Source organism: Streptomyces sp. NPDC008079 (assembly GCF_042957385.1).
GTDB lineage: Bacteria > Actinomycetota > Actinomycetes > Streptomycetales > Streptomycetaceae > Actinacidiphila.
Genome location: NZ_JBIBIC010000014.1, coordinates 172,057 through 190,183 on the forward strand (window position 1 = coordinate 172,057; position 18,127 = coordinate 190,183).

Genomic DNA, 18,127 nt, shown 5'->3' on the forward strand with positions numbered 1-18,127 from the left:
CAACGCCCTTTCCGGTGAGGGCCGTTACCGCGAAGACCCCTTACCCCTGCTGGGAAGAAACGATCTTGCCCGTCCAGATGTCGGCAGCTCGGGGCATGGTGACGGGGACGGCGCGGCCGAAATCGTCGAAGCGAGTGGTAGAGACCACGGTGACGTCGGGCGCGGCGGCGGTCGTCGTACGGCCGCCGGCACCGGTCGTCGTACGGGGGGTGTCGGGGCCGCCCTTGCCGTTCTCGCCGGTCTGCTTGTCGTTCTGTCCGGCCTGCTTGTCGTCCCTCTTGTCGATCTTCTTGTCCTTCTGGTCGTCCGAGCTGAAGGTGAACCGCTGGCTCACCTGGCGCAGCCGCCCCGCCTCGTCCAGCCACGCGTCGAAGGGCACCCGGGTGACCGTGAACCCCTTGGCCGCCGCCTGCAAGGGCCCGCGTACGCCGGGCGCGGCGGCCTTCGCCGCGCGCCCGATGTCGGCGGTCCCCCGGTAGTGCCACACCTTCGTACCGCGCAGGGTCTCGACGCCGACCAGTTCGACGTCCTGGGCGCCGCGCAGCAGTTCGGCGGCGGCCAGCGGCTCGGTGGCGCCGCCGGTCACCAGATTGCCGTCCGGCAGCCGGTCGGTGTCGACGCGTACCCACTTCCCCTCGGGCACGCCCTCGCCGCGGTCCTTCATGTAGAGGGCGCCCGGCGTGAGCAGTTCGATGATCGGCTTGTGCTCCTCGGCGCCCGCCGCGTCCCTGGGCAGCAGCAGCCGCAGTTCGCCCTGCCGCTTCACGTAGTCGAATCCGCCGGTGCCGGTGATGGTCAGCCAGGTGCCGCCGCTGGCCATCCGCATCGAGGTGTCCACGTGCGAGCTGCCCGCCCGTACGAGGACGTCCGCGGCGCCGCGTACCGCCTGCGCCGGGTCGTGCCCCTTGGCGTCTTTGCCGCTCTCGGCCGCCGCGCCCTGCCCGACGCAGCCGGTGAGCAGGGCGGCCCCGCAGGCGCAGCCGAGCGCCGCGGCCATGGCGGCCTTCGTACGTCCTCGGCGTCGCCGTACTGCCGTCGCGCGCCGTACCGTCGCTACCCCCGGGGCCATCGCCGCCACCATCCCTGAGCCATTCCTGGAGCATTCCTGGACCGGCCTCGACCGGCCGGGGCCTTATGGCGTCTAACGACTGTCGGAAGTGCCCCGTCACGCCCGCTACGGTGGTCTCGTGCTCAACTTGCGTGCCGAGCAGGATTCCGCCAGGGCCTCCGTCACAGCTTCAGCCGGAACTCCATCGGGAACTCCGGCCGACGCTCCGGACGGTGGCCACCGGACGTCGATCGTCGAGCGCGGCTCCTTCGCCGTCGCCCGCTGCTCGTGTGGCTGGAAGGGTCCGGCCCGGCGGGCCAGGGACCGCGCGAGACGCGATGCGGAGGAGCACATCTCCGGCTGACGCGCGCCGCGTTCCCGCCCTTCGCGCCGGTCGCGCCGGTCGCGCCCGGCTGTACTGCGCTCACCCGGCCGTACCGTTCCCGCCCCGCCGTACTGTGCTCACCCCGCCGTACCGTTCCCGCCCCGCTGTAGTCTTCTCGCCCCGCGCCTCGCGCTCCGCAACCGGGCTCATGATTCGCACGTCTACGGATAGGCGAAGGCGGTGGGGCAAGTGAGTCGTGTGGAGCCTGCGGTCCTGACGGACCCGGAGGACCGAAGTGACCGGGGTGACCGTATGGACAAGGGCGACCGGGTCGAGCGCAGGACCGCGCTCAAGGCGGGCGGGGCCGTACTGGCCGCCGCCTGGCTGACCGGCTGCGGACCCGACAGCGGCGACGACGCCAAGGACGGTACGTCCGCGCCCTCGTCGTCCTCCGACGGTTCCGCCACGCCGACCGCGGCCACCACCGCGCCCCCCGTCAAGCCCGACTGGCCGGCCCTCGCCACGTCCCTGGACGGCGGCCTCGTACGCCCGGACGACAGCGCGTACGCCGCCGACCGGATCCTGTACAACACCCGCTTCGACGGCCTGCGTCCGGCGGGCATCGCGTATGTCACCGGCACCTCCGACATCCGTGCCTGCCTGGACTTCGCCCGCCGCACCGCCACCCCGCTGGCCATCCGCAGCGGCGGCCACTCCTACGCGGGCTGGTCGAGCGGCGACGGCCGCCTGGTCATCGACGTCTCCCGGCTCAACTCGATCCGCCTCGACGGCACCACCGCCACGGTCGGCGCGGGCGCCAAGCTCATCGACGTCTACTCCGCGCTCGGCAAGCGGGGCCGGACGATCCCGGCCGGGTCCTGCCCGACCGTCGGCGTCTCAGGACTCGCGCTCGGCGGCGGCCACGGCGTCATGAGCCGCTCCATGGGCCTGACCTGCGACAGCCTCGTCGGCGCCACCATCGTGACCGCCGACGGCCGGGTCCTCGACTGCTCCGCCGACTCCCAGCCCGAGCTGTTCTGGGCGCTGCGCGGCGCGGGCAACGGCCAGTTCGGCGTCGTCACGTCACTGCGCTTCGCCACCCACCCGATGCCCGACGGCGTCGTCACCGGCTACCTCACCTGGCCGTGGAGCCGGGCCGCCGCCGTGATCCGCGCCTGGCAGCGCTGGGGCCCCGACCAGCCGGACCACATCTGGTCCGCCCTGCACCTCGACTGCGACGCCGGCGGCTCCCCCACCGTGGCCGTCCCGATGCTCTCCACCGGCTCCCGCGACGACCTCGCCGCCGCCACCGACCGGCTCGCCGCCGCCATCGGCGCCGACGCCAGCACCGTCTCGCTGCGCCCGCACAGCTACCTCGACGCGACCTTCTCGTACGCGGGCTGCGCCGGTCTGTCCGCCGCCCAGTGCCGTCTGACCCCCGCCGGGCACCTGCACCGCGAGACCTACACCGCGCGCTCCGACTTCTACGACAAGGACCTGCCGGACGCGGGCATCTCCACGCTGCTCTCGGCCGTCGAGCGGCTCTCCGCCCAGTCCGGCGACGGCGCCGGCAGCATCGCCCTCACCGCCCTCGGCGGCGCGGTCAACCGCCCGTCCCCCACGGACACCGCCTTCTGCCACCGCACCTCACGCGTCCTCACCCAATACCTGGCCTCGGACGCCCTCTCCACCACCGGCTGGCTCGACACCACCCACAAAGCCATGTCCCCCTACGCCTCGGGCGCCGCGTACCAGAACTACGCCGACCCCACCCTCCCCACCTGGCGCACCGCCTACTACGGCCCCAACGCCCCCCGCCTCACCACCCTCAAATCCCACCTCGACCCCCACCGCCTCTTCACCTTCCCCCAGGCCCTCTAGCTCCCCGGGGGAAACCCGAGCAAAGGTGAAGCGACCCACCGCGATTCAGCGGTTGACAGCCTGAATCTCCTGCACGGTGACGTCCTGCGGCAGGTCGAAGACACCGGGGGCCAAGGTCCCGCCTGTGCCTCCGCTCCCAGTCCACGTGATCGCCCAAGTGATGGTGGCGGTCAGGGTGAACGTTCCCTGCCCCGACGACCTCCGGTACGTCAGCCCGCAGGGCGGCTCGGCATTCCCGTAGCCGGTTTGATATGCCTTGCCGACCGAACCGTCACCGTTCAAAGGGCAATCGCCTGAGGATGGGAAATACTTCGCATCCGGTGTCCCGGCATCGAGATGCAGCCCGGCAGGCTTCGCTGTGACAGTCGCCCAGATCCCGAGTGAGTTCAAGCGTGCGGTGACGGAGACTGGCGGAATGTCCGCGCTTGCCAGCCACGCCCAGATGTTGAAGTTCACCGTCTGCGTATGCTGCGCGTCCGGCGACAAGGTCACCACCTTGTCCGGAATACGGATTCGATCGTAGGCCGATTCCGCGAGCATCTGGGGCGTCACCGCCGGGCCGGTGGGCGGAGCATCGCCGTCCAAGACCCAATCATCACGCTCTTTGTCGCAGGACAGTGACGCGGGATCAGCGATCCTGTTGGGATTGGGCTGTCCGTTCCACCAAAAGCCCTTGTCCGCGTTCGCGATCTCAAAATCCTTGTGCGGATGTCCCTCGACGTAATACGCCCGCTCCGCCGCGTCCCACTCGTACCCCGTGGATTCCAACGCCCACGTGGCCTCCCGTTCCTTCTTCAACTGGTCCGGTGTGGCCACAGGTGCCATCCAGCAGGGGGGCGGGGTCCATCCGCTCGCCGCGACCACGGGATGCCCCGCCGGCGGATTCGCCGGCTCGTACTTGACCTGGAAGGCACTGGCGTCCAGAGTCCGGCCCTGATGCTCGACTTTCGTCCCCTGTCCGGGCGTCTCGTTCGCCGACGCAGGGGCGATCGACGGCAGCAGCAGGGCGAGAGACGCGGCCGCGACCATTGCGGCGCTCACCATCGAATGCGTTACCTTCGGCACTGCTTCGCCCCCTCGATCACGGTAATCTGCGAGGACTGCCAAACGCCGTTCGAGGCGGCGTCCTTGGTCAGGAGAAGGTTGTACAGAATGAAGCTGTCGTCGTTGGGCGCGCTGCGAAGCACCTCACCGGTCTTCACCTTCTTGCTGAACACCTTGCTCTGATCCCGGCAGAAACTCAGCGTCGCGGATCCGGACCGCACGATGCTGACCTTGGCGCTGTAGTAGTGGTCCTCACCGGTGGGCGCGAATCCGCCGTCGACATTCGCCTTGATCTGGTCATGGGCGTAGGTCAGGGCGGCATTGCGCGAGTAGAACTGGTAAGCGGGGTCCTTGAGATCGTCCCTGGCGCTCGCACGCTTGAGGGCCCTCAGATACTGCTCGCCGTCGTTCAGGACCGCGTCCTTCGTCGCGTCACCGGTCTTGGGCCACTCGAATGCCATCGTCAGGTCCTTCGGCAACTCTGTCGACGGCCGATTGACGCCGTCTCCCGCCGCCTGCGTAGGCGAAGCCGTCGTCGCCGTAGGCGCCGCCGTCGTCACTGTCTCAGACGGCTGAATCTTGTCCGAGCTGTCCGACCCACCCCCACCGCAAGCGGTCAGCAGCAGGCCCGCCGACGCTGCGAGGGCGACGGCGATGGGCAGGGATGAGCGGGTCACGATGAGATCCCCCGTGAGTCGTCCAGTTACCGAGTCAGTTGCGCGTAGCCCTTGACATTACCGGCGCGCGTCGTGGGGCTGTAGGGCCCTCCCGTGATCGGTACCGGTTCGCAGCACACTTCACACACCCTTCACTCCCGGAATCGCGCCCACCCCAGGGGCCCCACTTGTCACGTCGATCACCGTACGTATAGCGTCGATCACTCGAACACCAGAGCTTCGGGCGGGGCGGGGAGGGTGGGTTCGATGGGGGACGCGCGGGCGGGGAAGTTCCCGCTGCTCGGATTCGATCCGACGCCGGGGGACGTGGACAGGACGCGCGCGCTGGCGCGCCAACTGGGCGATCTGCACGGAGAGTTGACGGCGACCGTCACCGAGCTGGACCGGCTCGACTGCGGCTACTGGAAGGGCGAGGCCGCCACGGCCTTCGTCTCCCACATCGACAGCGACGTCGCGCCCCTGATCAAGAAGGCGCACGACTCCTTCGGCCGCGCCTCCAGCGCCCTGTCCCGCTGGGCTGACCAACTCCACGGTTACCAGGCCGAGGCCGACGCCCTCGAAAAGGAAGCCGCCACCAAACAGGGCTCCCTCGACCACGCGAAGTCCGCCGCCGACCCACCCCACCCCCCAGGCGACCGGCCCGCCTTCGTCACCCCCGCCCAACTCGGCAAGGACGCCAAAGCCCAACAAGCCGTCACCGACGCCACCAACGCCCTCGACGGCGTACGCCACCGCGCCGAAGAACTCCACAACCGCTTCACCAGCGCCGCCACATCCATCAGCCACGACCTCGACAAGGCCGGCGACATCGCCCCGGACAAACCGGGCCTTTTCAGCCGTATCGCGCACGGCGTCGAGGACGCCTGGAACGACACCCTCCAATGGGTGAAGGACAACGCCGACATCATCAAGACCATCGGCGACCTCCTGGGCGCGGCCACCGCGCTGCTCGGCGCCATCGCGATCTTCACGGCACCGTTCGAACCGGTCGGCGCCTTCTTCGCGGCTGCGGCCATCACCTTCGGTGCCGCGACACTCGCCACACACCTTGTGGCCAAGCTCGCCGGAGCGGACGTGAGTTGGCTGACGCTCGGTCTCGACGTCGTGGGAGTGCTGCCGGGCATTCAGGGGTTCACCACGGGCGCGAAGGTGGCAGAAGTGGGCTCCGAGGCGGCGCGCTTCTCCGAATCGGCGGTGAAGGGGCTCTCGCTGACGGTGAAGGCGGTCAAGCCGTACGTGCTGTTCGGGGAACGCGTCGAGCAGGAGTTCATCAAGGGCTCAGGCGTGGTGGGGCGCAGCCGTGCCGCGCTCGAAGGCGTCATCCAGTTCAACCGTACGAATCAGCTCATCGGCACGAAGGTGCTCAACCCCGCGCTCAAGGTGTTCGGTGGCGCGCCGATAGAGGCCCTGTCTCCGGCGGCGCGCGCCATCGACGGCGGCATCAAGCTCACCACCCACGCGGTGACGGTCCCGCTGGAACTGGCCAAGGACATGAGGACGTTGGACAAGACCCACCCGCAGGTAGCCGAGAACATTCGAGTAGCGGGCAAGGCCCTTGCCTGGGCCGCGTCATTCTGACCCGGCAGACCGATCCAGCCGAGGAGGGCGGACATCCATGTCAACGACGACCCAGGACACCGAACAGAACATTCCGCCCTTCTTCTTTGAACTCCCGGACGGGTTCCACCCGTTGCCGCTGGATACGGCGGCCGAAGGCGAGGAGCGGCGGGAAGCGCTGGGACGGCTGGTGCGGGAGATCTACCCGAACGGCGACGACCGGATCTGGAACGGCTTCGCCCCGGTCTACGACGGCGTCACGGACGCGATGCTGGGTGCCGGGTTGGAGTTCGCCGCCATGGGATTCTTCGACACCGGCTCGGGCGGCGTGGCGCAGTGTTCGTTCACGATCGCGGTCGTGCCCTCGCAGCACGCTTCGCCGGAGATCGCCGCCAACGGCATTCAGGAAGTGCTGACCCGTACCGCCACCGGAGTCGACGTCCTGCGGCTCGATCTCGCATGCGGCCCGGCGGTGGCCGGCATCTCGGTACAGGAAGTCACCTTCAACGGCGCCTACACGGCGACGGGCAAGGACGCGCCGCTGCGCATGGGCCGACTGCAGGCGTACGTCCCGTTCCCCAACGGACCGTGCCTGGCCGTTCTCACGCTGGAGACCGCCGCCATGGAGTACTGGGAGAACTTCTCGGTGATGCTGGGAACCGTCCTGAAGAGCGTCGCGTTTCCTACCGTGGACGCGCACGCGGCGGGCGAGGCAGCGGGAACTACTCCGCCTGGTCAGGCGTGACTTCGGGGCGGAGCGACGCCAGGTGCCCGCGCAATTCGATGTCCTTGTAGTCGGTCGTGGCGAGCCGGATCCACGATCCGTCCGTGAACGTCAGCACAACGTCCGGAATCAGGTTGTTGAGCCTTCGCAACGACGTGGCCTTGAGCTTGCTCCGCGACACCTCCCACAGCGGCTCACCCACGGGATCGGTGAACACCACGCGCCGCTGCGTCAGCCAGACGACAGCCTGTGGCTTGTCCGTATTGCGGCCAGGGTCCAGTTGCCAGGGGGCTCCGTACGCGACCGTGCCAGGGTCCGCCCACAGCACGGGGAAGTCGTCGTATTCGTTCGCCCGGTCCAGGTTGGCGGGAATGGCATTGCTGTCCCGGCTGACGACGGCAAGGGACATGACCAACGACAAGGCGGACTCGGTGAAACGACCGGCCTTGCGCAACGCCGTCTGTCGGGTGTGCTTGACAGGCACTTCGGTCGGGGCGTCACTCGGTGGCCAATCCGGCAGGCTCTCCGAGATGTCCCGACGTTGGAAGTCCCGAAAGAAGCGCAATCCGTCGACCATCCCGAAGTGCCCGGTGGCGAATTTGACGCCGCCATGGGCAATCAGGCGCTCACCTGGCTCAAGGTCGATCCCGTCGACCCACACATCGTCGGCCACGCTTCGTTCCCTCCCCTTCGGCGGCAGGCTTCACACGGCCCCACACGTTCCGCCCGCGACACTGCCTAGGCGGCGAGGTCCTTGTCGTGGGCGCTTTGGTGGGGGTAGTGCTGGCCGCGGCGCGGGGGTGCGGGGGTGGTGGTGGCGAGGCGGTGGCGGGAATGGATGAGGGAGGCCGCGCGGGAGTGGGAGACCGCGGTGGTGAGTGAGGTGAGGAGGGCCAGGGCGAGGGGGGCGAGGAGGAGGGCGGTGGCGGCGCCGAGGGCGAAGCCGCCGATGACGTCCGTGGGGTAATGGACACCCATGTAGACGCGGCAGAAGCCCTCGCCGAGGGCGAGCAGTATGGCGACGGTGCCGACCTTGCGGCTGACCATGAAGAGGGCGACGGCCATGGCGGCGGTCAGCGTGGCGTGGTCGCTCACGAAGGAGTAGTCGGTCTTGCCGTGGACCAGGACGTCGATGCCGTCGTGGTCCACGAAGGGTCTTGGCCGCTGGACCAGGGCGCGGATCGGGATGTTGAGCAGCAGGGCGATGCCGGCGGCGAGGCCGGACCACAGCACACCGGCGACGGCGGCCGGGGCGTCCGGGACCGGGGCGCGGCGGGCGACGCGCCACCAGCACAGGGCGGCCAGCAGTACGGTGAGGCCGATCAGCCCGTACTCGCCGATGAACTCCACGGCCCGGTCGACACCGCGCGGGGCGTGCTTGGCCAGGTCGTTGATGTCGCGGAGCAGGCTGATGTCGGGGTTCACGCTGTCATTGGCGACCGCTGCCATGGGTGGTGCCCCTTACCTAGCAACTCACTGACTGTGCCTGTACGGCTCGGCTCGTCTGCAACCCCCGTCGCTTGCGTCCCGCGCCATTCTCCCCCGTACAACGACCGACACGCTACGTAGCGTTCCGGTCTTCGCCAGAAGATCACCATGCCGTTATCCAAGGGTGACCGGAGAGGACGATCTGGCCCATTTGCGGCCCGGCGCACAGGCCAGAGCCTTACGCAGAGCTGACACGAAAGCCGCGTCGGGCGGCGGGGACTTACAGAGCCGTCGGCAGCGCCGCCGCACCGTCGCGCGTGACGCGGGTCGCCCCGATGTAGTCCGCCGAGCCGATCGGGTCGAAGCGGATCTTGGCCCCGGTGTGCGGCGCGTCGATCATGTAGCCGCCGCCGACGTAGATCCCGACGTGGTGGATGGTGCGCGGGTCGGTCAGGTCGGTGGCGAAGAAGACGAGGTCGCCGGGGAGGAGTTCGGCCCGTGACGGGTGCGCCCCGGCGTTCCACTGGTCGTTGGCCACGCGCGGCAGTTCGATCCCCACCGAGTGGTACGCGGCCTGCGTCAGCCCCGAGCAGTCGAACCGCCCGCCCTGCGCCGCCGTACCCTCACCGCCCCACAGATAGTCGGTGCCGAGCCGCTGCTGCGCGTAGTAGATCGCCCCGGCCGCCTGCTGCGACGGCGCGACCCGGCCGACCGGCGCGGCGAAGCTCTTCGACAGACTGGTGATGATCTTCACGTAGTTCTGGGTCTCCGCGTACGGCGGGACACCGCCCGCCGTTATCACCGCGTACGCGCCCGCGTTGTATGACGCCAGCATGTTCGCCGTCCGGTCGCCCGGCACGTTCTTCACGTACGACGCCAACTCGCAGTCGTACGAGGCGGCCGACGGGATCGCGTCCTCCGGGTCCCAGACGTCCGCCTTGCCGTCACCGTTGGCGTCGATGCCGTGGGTGGCCCAGGTGCCCGGAATGAACTGCGCGATACCCTGCGCGGCGGCCGGACTCTGCGCCCGCGGGTTCCATCCGCTCTCCTGGTAGAGCTGCGCGGCCAGCAGCGCCGGGTTGAGCGCGGGGCAGAGATTGCCCCACTTCTGGACGAGCGACTGATATATGGCCGGAACCGATCCCTTGGCGAGCGTCACCGTCCCGCCGCCGCCACCGCCCGCGAGCCCGGCCGCGGCCGAGTACGTGCCCACCACGAGCAGCGCGAGGAACGAAAAGCACAGGCCACAGCCGATAATGACGGGGAGCCAGATCTTCCGCGCCACAGGGCGACCCTTCCTCTCGGTTCCCGAACACGCACTCGTACGGTCTCGTACGTTCCTATCGTTGCCCTACGGTGACGCTCGTGATACACAGAGTAGTCGTCTACGTCCTATCGAACACCGGTCCGCGCACTATTTTGACGGCTACGGGCCGGATCACACGGACGATCCGCCGAGAAAGTCGTTGAGTCGACATGCAACAGCGTCATCCTCGGCCAAGATAGACCCTGGACCCTTGCGCCCCGGCGAGGGAGCCAACTGATCGAGCGGGGTGGTGAGTTACATGTTCGTGGCAGCCGCTAAGGGCGACATCAACACCATCATCGGTGGCATCGCACCGGACTGGGGACCCTTCGGGTCCCTCGGCAATGAAGCACGCGTGATGATCGAAGTGGTCATGGCGGTGGCGATCCTGCTGTGCCTGGCCATCGCGATCTGGGGCGCGGCGAAACAGAGGATCGGCGCGACCGCGCTGCGCGACACCTTCAGCGCGGAGCAGGGCAAGGGATTGATCATCGCCGGGCTGACCGGCGTGTTCATCATCGGATCACTCGGCACGCTGTTCACCATCGTGTACGGGATGGCCGTCTAGACCCGAGACCCGAAACCCGCTGGAAACAGCCGCCCGTCCCACTTCGTATCCGCTTCTCCGTCGACGTCCCTGGAGCCCGTCCCAGGCTCCACCTTCCCACCTGAGGCTGCGTGCTGATGCCCACTCAACCAAGCAGCGGTGCCGTCCGTGCCACACGCCGCTCCGGCGTGCCCGCGGCGCGGGCGCCCCAGGGGGCGAAGGCACGATGAGCCTCGGCCAGGACGGACCCCCGACCAGGACCCGGATGCCGGAGGGCCACGGCGGCCACGGCGGCGGTGGCCGCCGCCCCCAGCCCCGGCGCGCCCTGGTCACCGTCGTCAGCATCATCGCCCTCCTCGTCGCGGCCCTGGCCTTCGCCAACCGCGGCTCCCACCCGTCCTCCTCCGGCTCCGCCGACAACGGCACGGCGGCCGGTTCCGGCGCCACCGCCGGCTCCAGCGGCGGTGGCGGGGGCGGTGGCAAGACCGGCACGGACGCCCCTACCGCCCCCTCCGGCCAGAAGCCGGTCACCGGCAAGAGCGGCGGCATCCCCTCCGGCTTCGCGCACAGCGGGGAGGGGGCGCAGTCGGCGGCGGCGAACTACGCCGTCTTCCTCGGAGGCGACGGCATGTACTCCGCCGCCCGCCGCCACGAGATCGTCGACACCGTGTACGCGGCCGACACCGCCGCGAAGGTGCAGAGCGATCTCGACAAGGTTTACTCCGACGCGGCCTTCCTCCAGCGGATAGGGCTCAAGCCCGACGGCACGGCACCGGCCGGGATGACGTTCATCTCCCGGGTCAACCCGGTCGGCGCCAAGGCGGAGAAGATCAGCGGGGACACGGCCACCGTGAGCGTCTGGTTCTCGTCGCTGTTCGGTCTGGCAGGCGAGGGGTCCACCAACCCGGTCGCCGAGAGCTGGTACACGAATACGTTCGAGATGAAGTGGGTCGGCAACGACTGGAAGATCGTCTCCTTCCAGCAGAAGGACGGCCCCACTCCGGTAGGACGTGACCAGGCCGCCTCGTCGGCCCAGGACATGACCAACGCAGTGAACGGGTTCGGAGGCTTCACCTATGCCCGGTAGTCGTCGTGTCCTGACCCTGGCCGCCGTTCTGGGCAGTGTTCAGGTCTCCGCGGTGCTGCTCGCCACGCGCGCGCTGGCCGATCCCTCGCCCAGGGCCACGGCCCCGGGCTCGGGTACGGCGACCAAAGACCCCTGCGCGCTCATCCGCGGCCCGGCCAAGTCGTACTGCGAGAACGGCGCGCCCTCCACCTCCACCAAGGGCGGGACCGACTCCAGCACCACGCTCGACCCGCTCACGTCCCTCGGGCGGGGCTGCGCCGACGCCGCCGCGTGGACGATCGACAAGCTGTCCCAGGCGGTGACGAAGACGACGCAGGTCGACTTCACGAACACCGCGTTTCTGCGGCAGTACGCGGTGGTGTTCGCGGCGTCGACGATTCTGACGCTGGTGCTGTGGCTGCTGGCGGTGGCCAAGCGGGCGGTGCGCGGGGTGCCGTTGACGGAGGCGCTGACGGAGGCCGTCGGGTTTCTGTGGCTGACGGTGCTGGCGTCGGCGTTCACACCGCTGGTGTTGTACACGGTGGTGACGGCGACGGACGCGGTCACGGAGGTGATCTCGTCGGGGACGTCATCGAACACGGATGTGTTCTTCGGGTCGTTCTCGGGGGCGCTGACGAAGGGCAAGGACATCGGCGGCGGCCCGATCATGCTGATCGTGGTGTCGATGGTGTCGATCCTGGCCGCCGGTGTGCTCTGGCTCGAACTGGTGATCAGGGCGGCCCTGCTGTACGTGGGGGCGCTGCTGGGCACCGCGGTGTACGCGGGTCTGGTGGACAAGAACATGTGGGGCCACGTGCGCCGCTGGGCCGGGATCATGATCGCGGTGATCCTGGTAAAGCCGGTGATCGTGATCGTGCTGGGTCTGGCCGGCGCGCTGTCGTCGTCCAAGGACGGACCTGACGCGTTCTCAGCGGTGGTGTCCGGCCTGTCGATCATCCTGCTGGCGATCTTCGCGAGCGCGATGATCTACCGCTTCGTGCCCGGCTTCGGCGACGACGTGGTGAATCTGCGGAACAACCGCAAGGCCAGCGGCCAGAGCCAGGCAGCCGCGGTGATCTCGTCGCCCGCGGCGCTGGTGCGGCAGGGCATCAACACGCACAGCGCGCGCGGCGGCCCGCAGGAGCAGGCGCAGGGCGGCGGCTCTCAGCCCTCGAACCCGGTGGCAGGCGGGGTGGCCGCGCACAGCAGCCGTACCGGCAGTCCGGGACCGTCCGGCGGGAGCGGCGGCTCCGGCGGTGGCTCACGTACCGGTGGCAACGGCTTCGGGGGCGGAAACTTCGGCTCGAACTTCGGCAGAGGCTCGGGCTCAGGATCGAACAACGGCAATTCGCAGGGAGGTGATCGCCGGTGACGACCCAGCCCTTCACCCAGCCGCGCCGTACGTATCTGATCGGCAAGGCCCGGCCCAACGCGATCGTGGGCAAGAACCGGGAGACCGGCGAGATCGCGCTGATCGTGGCCGGAGCGGGCCTCGGCATGCTGTGCGGCCTCCTGGTCCCGGTGCTGCTGCTGCGCATCGTCGGCCTGGTCGGCTGGCCGATGCTGGCCCTGGCCGCGGTGTACATGCCGTACCGGCGGCGCACGTTCTACCGCTGGTTCGAGATCAACCGCACCTTCCGCCGTACGCTGCGGGTCTCTCCCACCTACCGGTCGGGGATCGAGGAGGCCGGGATCGGGCTCGACGGGCGCGAGGTCGAGGTCGGGCCGCCGCCGGGGATCGGGCGGATCAGTTGGCTGGCGGCGCCGTTCGGGCCCGACGAGATCGCGGTGCTGTTGCACGTCGACCGGCGTACGGTGACGGCCGCCATCGAGATCGAGGGACCCGGCGTCGGGCTGCGCGACAGCGAGGACCAGGAAGCCCTGGTCGAGCGGTTCGGCACCCTGCTGAAGCATGTGGCCAACGGCGACGGCTTCGTGACCCGGCTTCAGATGCTCGCCCGCACCCTGCCCGCCGACCCTGACGCCCACGCCAAGGACGTCGCCCAGCGCGGCGACCCGGCGGCAGAGAACTGGCTCAAGGACTCCTACGACCAGCTCCAGTCCATGGTATCGACCTCCTCCGAGCAGCACCGCGCGTATCTGGTGGCGTGCATGCACTTCACGCGCGAACTGGCCGCCGAGGGCAACGCGATGGCACGCGCCACCTCGGGCCGCGGCGTGAAGGTCGACAAGGACGCGGGACTCGCCGCGGTGATGGCCCGTGAGCTCAACGACATCTGCGCCCGTCTCGCCGAAGCGGACATCCGTGTCAGGCAGCCGCTGGGCCAGGCCAGGCTGTCGTCGCTGGTGCACTCGATGTACGACCCGGACCACCCCATCGACCACATCCAGGCGATGACCCGCCGCAACGCCTGGCCGGCCGAGCTGGACGCGACCGAGCCGACGTACTTGCAGGCCAAGACCCGTGAGTCATCGACCCGCGCACCCTGGAACCACTCCACCGCGTGGGTCAAGGAGTGGCCCATGACGCCGGTCGGCGTGAACTTCCTGGCGCCGCTGCTGGTGCACACCCCTGATGTGATCCGTACGGTCGCGGTCACCATGGACCTCGAACCCACCGATGTGGCCATCGAGCGGATGCTGACCGAGAAGACCAACGACGACGCCGACGCCAGCCGCGCCGCGAAGATGAACCGGGTCGTGGACCCGCGCGACGTCGCCCACCACGGGCGGATCGACCAGCGCGGCGAGGACCTGGCGAGCGGCGCCGCCGGCGTTAACCTCGTCGGCTACATCACGGTGTCCTCGCGCTCCCCGGAAGCGCTGGCGCGCGACAAGCGCACCATTCGCGCTTCCGCCGGTAAGTCGTATTTGAAGCTTGAGTGGTGCGATCGTGAGCACCACCGGGCATTCGTTAATACGTTGCCGTTCGCGACCGGCATCCGCCGCTAGTCCGCCCGTACGAGGAGGCCACCGCCATGCCCATGCTGGACCCTCTTGCGGCGCTCACGGACGCCTTCACGAGCTTCCTGTTCGGCCGGGTCGAGTCGACGCGGCTGCCGGTGCGCACCTCCACCGGCCAGGCCCAGGCGGTGTACCTGCCCACCGCCGCCCCCGGCCTCGGCGACTCCGGCGTCATCATCGGCCGCGAGGTGTACTCGGGCAAGGGCTACATCTACGACCCCTTCCAGCTCTACGGCCAGCAGCTGCCAGCCCCGCACTGGCTGGTCCTCGGCGAGTCCGGCAACGGCAAGTCGGCGCTGGAGAAGACCTACGTGCTGCGCCAGCTCCGCTTCCGCGACCGGCAGGTCGTGGTGCTCGACGCGCAGGGCGAGGACGGCGTCGGCGAGTGGAACCTCATCGCGAAGTCGCTGGGATTAACTCCCATCCGGCTGGACCCTATGGCCGCGCTGGACGGCGGCATCAAGCTCAATCCCCTGGACCCGGCGATCACCCTCACCGGTCAGCTCGCGCTGCTCCGGACGATCATCGAGGTCGCGATGGGCCGCGGTCTCGACGAGCGGTCCGGCTTCGCGCTGAAGGTCGCGCACGCGTATGTGATCGAGACGATCACCGACCGGCAGCCGATCCTCACCGACATCGTGGAACGGCTGCGGCACCCGCTGGAGGAGTCGGCGGAGGCCATGAACGTCGACCTGGACGACGTCCGCGCCTGGGGCCTGGACGTGGCCCTGGTGCTCGACCGGCTGGTCGACGGTGACCTGCGGGGCATGTTCGACGGGCCCACGACCGTCGGCATCGACCTGGACGCGCCGCTGATCGTCTTCGACCTCTCCCACATCGACCGCAACTCGATCGCGATGCCGATCCTGATGGCGATCGTCGGTGTGTGGCTGGAGCACACCTGGATCAGGCCCGACCGGAAGAAACGCATCTTCCTGGTCGAGGAGGCCTGGCACATCATCAACTCGCCCTTCGTGGCCCAGCTCTTCCAGCGGCTGCTGAAGTTCGGCCGCCGGTTGGGCCTGTCCTTCGTCGCCGTCGTCCACCACCTCTCGGACGTCGTCGACGGGGCCGCGGCGAAGGAAGCCGCCGCCATCTTGAAGATGGCCTCCACCCGCACCATCTACGCCCAGAAGGCCGACGAGGCGCGCGCCACCGGGCGGGTGCTCGGCCTGCCGCGCTGGGCAGTGGAGATCATCCCGACGCTCACCCCCGGCATCGCCGTCTGGGACGTCAACGGCAATGTGCAGGTCGTCAAGCACCTGATCACCGAGGCGGAACGGCCCCTGGTCTTCACCGACCGCGCGATGACCGAGACCTCCCTGGAGCACGAAGCGGAGGTCGAGGCCGAAGCGGCGTCGGAGGCGGAGGCCGAGGCCCGTGCCGAGGCACACGCCGCCGCCGAGGTGGCGCTGGCCAAGCAGTTGGCCGACGACGCGGTGGCATGAGAGGTGGGGTGACATGGCCGGGAGGAAACGCGAGTCCTCTGGGGGCCTGCCGGACGGCCTGATCGTCGGCGTCCTCGGCTTCCTGCTGGGCGTGACGCTGCTGGTGTGGACCGCCACCGGCATCGCGGGGGTCCTCTCGCACGGCGGCTGGCCCGCCGAGGTGCACTTCACCCGCACCCCCCAAGCCATGCGGCACCTGATCGCGGAACCGCACGACGTCGCCGCGGCCTGGCCCGACTCGCCTCCCGGCCAACTGCCCGGCTCCGGGCTGTTCTGGGGCATCTTCATCAGCCAGTTCATGGTGCTGTTCGTCCTGACCGTCTTCGTGCTGAACGCGGTGGCCCGTACCCGCGCCCGCCTGAGGGCACCCCGCCAGGCCCCGCCCGCCCCGGCCCCTGAGGCGGCGCCCGCGCCGGTGGAGCGCACCCCGCTGCCCTCGCCGCGCCGCCGCCGCGGCCAGCCGGTCGGGTCCAAGGCCGCGGGCGACGACGGCCTGGACGCCTGGTTCCGCTCCGTGCCGGGCGCGGCAGGCCCGCGCGAGGACGCGCCGACCACGGCCTTCGAGCCGATCCCCGCCACGGCCACCGAAGCGACCGGGCACACCGCCGCCGGAGCCACCGGCACCGCGGCCGCGGCCCCGATCCCGCACCCCGTCGCCGACCCACTGCCCGGCGGTGAAGTCACCCGCACCTATGCCCTGTTCGCCAGCCCGCGCGGCGACAAGTCCAAGCGCATCGTGCAGCCCGCCGTCCTGGCCGCCGCGGGACCCGCCGTGGTCACCACTGCGGACCCGGACACCTATCAGCAGACCGTCGGCAACCGCAGCAAGCTCGGTCCCGTCCACGTCTACGATCCGGCGCACCTCCTCGATGTGCCCGGGCGGCTGCGGTGGGCGCCGCACGGCGGCTGCGAGCGACCGGAGACCGCCGGGATACGCGCGGGCGCACTGCTGGCGCCACTGCGGCCCGCACGCGCCAACGAGGCCATCGTCCACGACACCGCCGTGACGCTGCTGCGCTGCTGGCTGCACGCGGCGGCCCTGGACGGCGGGCCATTCCGCCAGGTGCAACGCTGGGCGGCGAGCGGTTCAGCGGCCGGTGAGGCGGTGCGGATCCTGCGTACCGACACCGAGGCCGCCTCCGGCTGGAGCGGCGAACTGGAATCGGTGCTGCACGCCCACCCCGAACGCCGGGACGCGGCGCAGGCGTTGATCCGCCAGACCCTCGAACCGCTGAACGCGGTACACATCCGCGACGCCTGCAATCCACCGCGCTCAGGTGGCCTCGACATGGAGTCATTCGTCGCGGAAAGGGGCACACTTTACGTAGTGGGTGAGCGCATCGAGGATCCGCGGACCCACTTGGGTGCGATGCCCCTGCTCACCGCACTCGCCTCCAGCGTGGTCGAGCACGGCCGGCGCATGGCCGCAACGTCATCCGCCGGTCGGCTCGACCCACCACTGACCTTCATCCTGGACGACGTCGCCGCGCTGGCCCCGCTCCCGGGCCTGTCGGACCTGCTGAGCACCGGTCACCACTCCGGTCTGCCCACCCTCGCCGTCCTGCGCTCCCCCGAACAGGCGCTCGCGCGCTGGCACGCGCCGCTGTGGCAGCACGCCGACATGCGCCTGGCCCTGGGCGATGAGACGGCCGACACGCTCCCGCCGTCGATCCCGGACGCGGTCCGCATCCGCTGATTCCGCGCGCGGGCGCCCGGCCGCACGCCCGCGCCCACGCGCCCGCCCGCGTGTGCGCACACGCGGGCGAGAACGCACGGGAGAGATGCCCCCGGCGGGAACGCGCGGCGCCCGCCCGCCCGGCCGGTTCGCGCCCCTGCTTCCTCTGCTCCCTGTTGAGTTGTCAATGTCCGCTTGTCACTGATCATCAGTATCCGCTCCACACCGTCCTCGTGGGGCAACTGATTTCCAGCCTGTGGATAACTCATTCGCCGAAAGTCGCCCTGTGGAAAACTCCGCGAGCGAATCCGCCGACCCTGTTACCGTTCGAGAGTCGACCGCGGGACTCCGTCGCGACTTCCGGAACCTGCCTCTGAAGCAATGATTCGCAGCTCGCGCCCTCATTCCCCGGTCGACGCCGAACACCTCGAACACACCAGCAATCGACGCCCCAACACACCTACGCGAGAACAGGA

15 protein-coding genes are annotated in these 18,127 nt (G+C 69.6%); 9 read left to right on the forward strand and 6 right to left on the reverse strand.

The window, feature by feature from the left end; all coding sequences use genetic code 11:
* Positions 1–40 precede the first annotated feature (40 nt).
* Positions 41–997 (reverse strand): hypothetical protein, encoded by a 957-nt coding sequence (locus ACFZAM_RS26415; RefSeq protein WP_391049755.1) that lies wholly within the window; start codon positions 995–997, stop codon positions 41–43.
* Positions 998–1,685: 688 nt separating this feature from the next.
* On the opposite strand from ACFZAM_RS26415, the gene ACFZAM_RS26420 reads away from it, so the two are divergent.
* A complete protein-coding gene (locus ACFZAM_RS26420; protein ID WP_391049757.1) occupies positions 1,686–3,254 on the forward strand; it encodes an FAD-binding protein in 1,569 nt (522 codons plus the stop codon).
* Between the two features lie 45 nt (positions 3,255–3,299).
* On the opposite strand, the gene ACFZAM_RS26425 is transcribed toward ACFZAM_RS26420, so the two are convergent.
* Positions 3,300–4,298 carry a hypothetical protein gene (locus ACFZAM_RS26425; RefSeq protein WP_391049758.1) on the reverse strand — a complete coding sequence of 333 codons (999 nt, stop codon included), beginning with the start codon at positions 4,296–4,298 and terminating at the stop codon, positions 3,300–3,302.
* Positions 4,299–4,306: 8 nt separating this feature from the next.
* Positions 4,307–4,975 carry a hypothetical protein gene (locus tag ACFZAM_RS26430; protein WP_391049760.1) on the reverse strand — a complete coding sequence of 223 codons (669 nt, stop codon included), beginning with the start codon at positions 4,973–4,975 and terminating at the stop codon, positions 4,307–4,309.
* 246 nt (positions 4,976–5,221) lie between these two features.
* Between ACFZAM_RS26430 and ACFZAM_RS26435 the strand changes: the two genes are divergently transcribed.
* Together ACFZAM_RS26435 and ACFZAM_RS26440 are read left to right on the forward strand one after the other, a co-directional pair.
* Complete coding sequence (locus tag ACFZAM_RS26435; protein ID WP_391049761.1) at positions 5,222–6,553, forward strand: putative T7SS-secreted protein; 1,332 nt, start codon at positions 5,222–5,224, stop codon at positions 6,551–6,553.
* 37 nt (positions 6,554–6,590) lie between these two features.
* Positions 6,591–7,277, forward strand: a complete 687-nt coding sequence (locus ACFZAM_RS26440) for a hypothetical protein (RefSeq protein WP_391049762.1) — start codon at positions 6,591–6,593, stop codon at positions 7,275–7,277.
* Here ACFZAM_RS26440 and ACFZAM_RS26445 read toward each other — a convergent pair.
* From ACFZAM_RS26445 to ACFZAM_RS26455, 3 genes are all read right to left on the reverse strand, one after another.
* Positions 7,255–7,929 (reverse strand): hypothetical protein, encoded by a 675-nt coding sequence (locus ACFZAM_RS26445; RefSeq protein WP_391049763.1) that lies wholly within the window; start codon positions 7,927–7,929, stop codon positions 7,255–7,257. The two genes, ACFZAM_RS26440 and ACFZAM_RS26445, sit on opposite strands and share 23 nt — an antisense overlap.
* 65 nt (positions 7,930–7,994) lie before the next feature.
* On the reverse strand, positions 7,995–8,705 hold the full coding sequence (locus tag ACFZAM_RS26450; RefSeq protein ID WP_391049765.1) for a phosphatase PAP2 family protein: 711 nt from the start codon (positions 8,703–8,705) through the stop codon (positions 7,995–7,997).
* 259 nt (positions 8,706–8,964) lie between these two features.
* A complete protein-coding gene (locus ACFZAM_RS26455) occupies positions 8,965–9,969 on the reverse strand; it encodes a bifunctional lytic transglycosylase/C40 family peptidase (protein ID WP_355341827.1) in 1,005 nt (334 codons plus the stop codon).
* 280 nt (positions 9,970–10,249) lie between these two features.
* On the opposite strand from ACFZAM_RS26455, the gene ACFZAM_RS26460 reads away from it, so the two are divergent.
* The 6 genes from ACFZAM_RS26460 to ACFZAM_RS26485 all read left to right on the forward strand — a co-directional run bounded on the left by ACFZAM_RS26460 (position 10,250) and on the right by ACFZAM_RS26485 (position 17,672).
* Entirely contained in the window at positions 10,250–10,558 is a 309-nt protein-coding gene (locus tag ACFZAM_RS26460; RefSeq protein ID WP_093717809.1) for a hypothetical protein, read from the forward strand.
* 205 nt (positions 10,559–10,763) lie between these two features.
* Complete coding sequence (locus ACFZAM_RS26465) at positions 10,764–11,624, forward strand: hypothetical protein (protein WP_391049767.1); 861 nt, start codon at positions 10,764–10,766, stop codon at positions 11,622–11,624.
* A complete protein-coding gene (locus ACFZAM_RS26470) occupies positions 11,614–12,975 on the forward strand; it encodes a hypothetical protein (protein ID WP_391049769.1) in 1,362 nt (453 codons plus the stop codon). The genes ACFZAM_RS26465 and ACFZAM_RS26470 overlap by 11 nt, the downstream gene beginning before the upstream one ends.
* Entirely contained in the window at positions 12,972–14,516 is a 1,545-nt protein-coding gene (locus tag ACFZAM_RS26475) for an SCO6880 family protein (RefSeq protein WP_188285554.1), read from the forward strand. Before ACFZAM_RS26470 ends, ACFZAM_RS26475 begins: the two co-directional genes overlap by 4 nt.
* A gap of 32 nt (positions 14,517–14,548) precedes the next feature.
* Positions 14,549–15,976 (forward strand): ATP-binding protein, encoded by a 1,428-nt coding sequence (locus tag ACFZAM_RS26480; RefSeq protein ID WP_188285564.1) that lies wholly within the window; start codon positions 14,549–14,551, stop codon positions 15,974–15,976.
* A 13-nt stretch (positions 15,977–15,989) separates the two neighbouring features.
* Entirely contained in the window at positions 15,990–17,672 is a 1,683-nt protein-coding gene (locus ACFZAM_RS26485; protein ID WP_391049771.1) for a type VI secretion protein, read from the forward strand.
* The last annotated feature ends 455 nt before the right edge of the window (positions 17,673–18,127 follow it).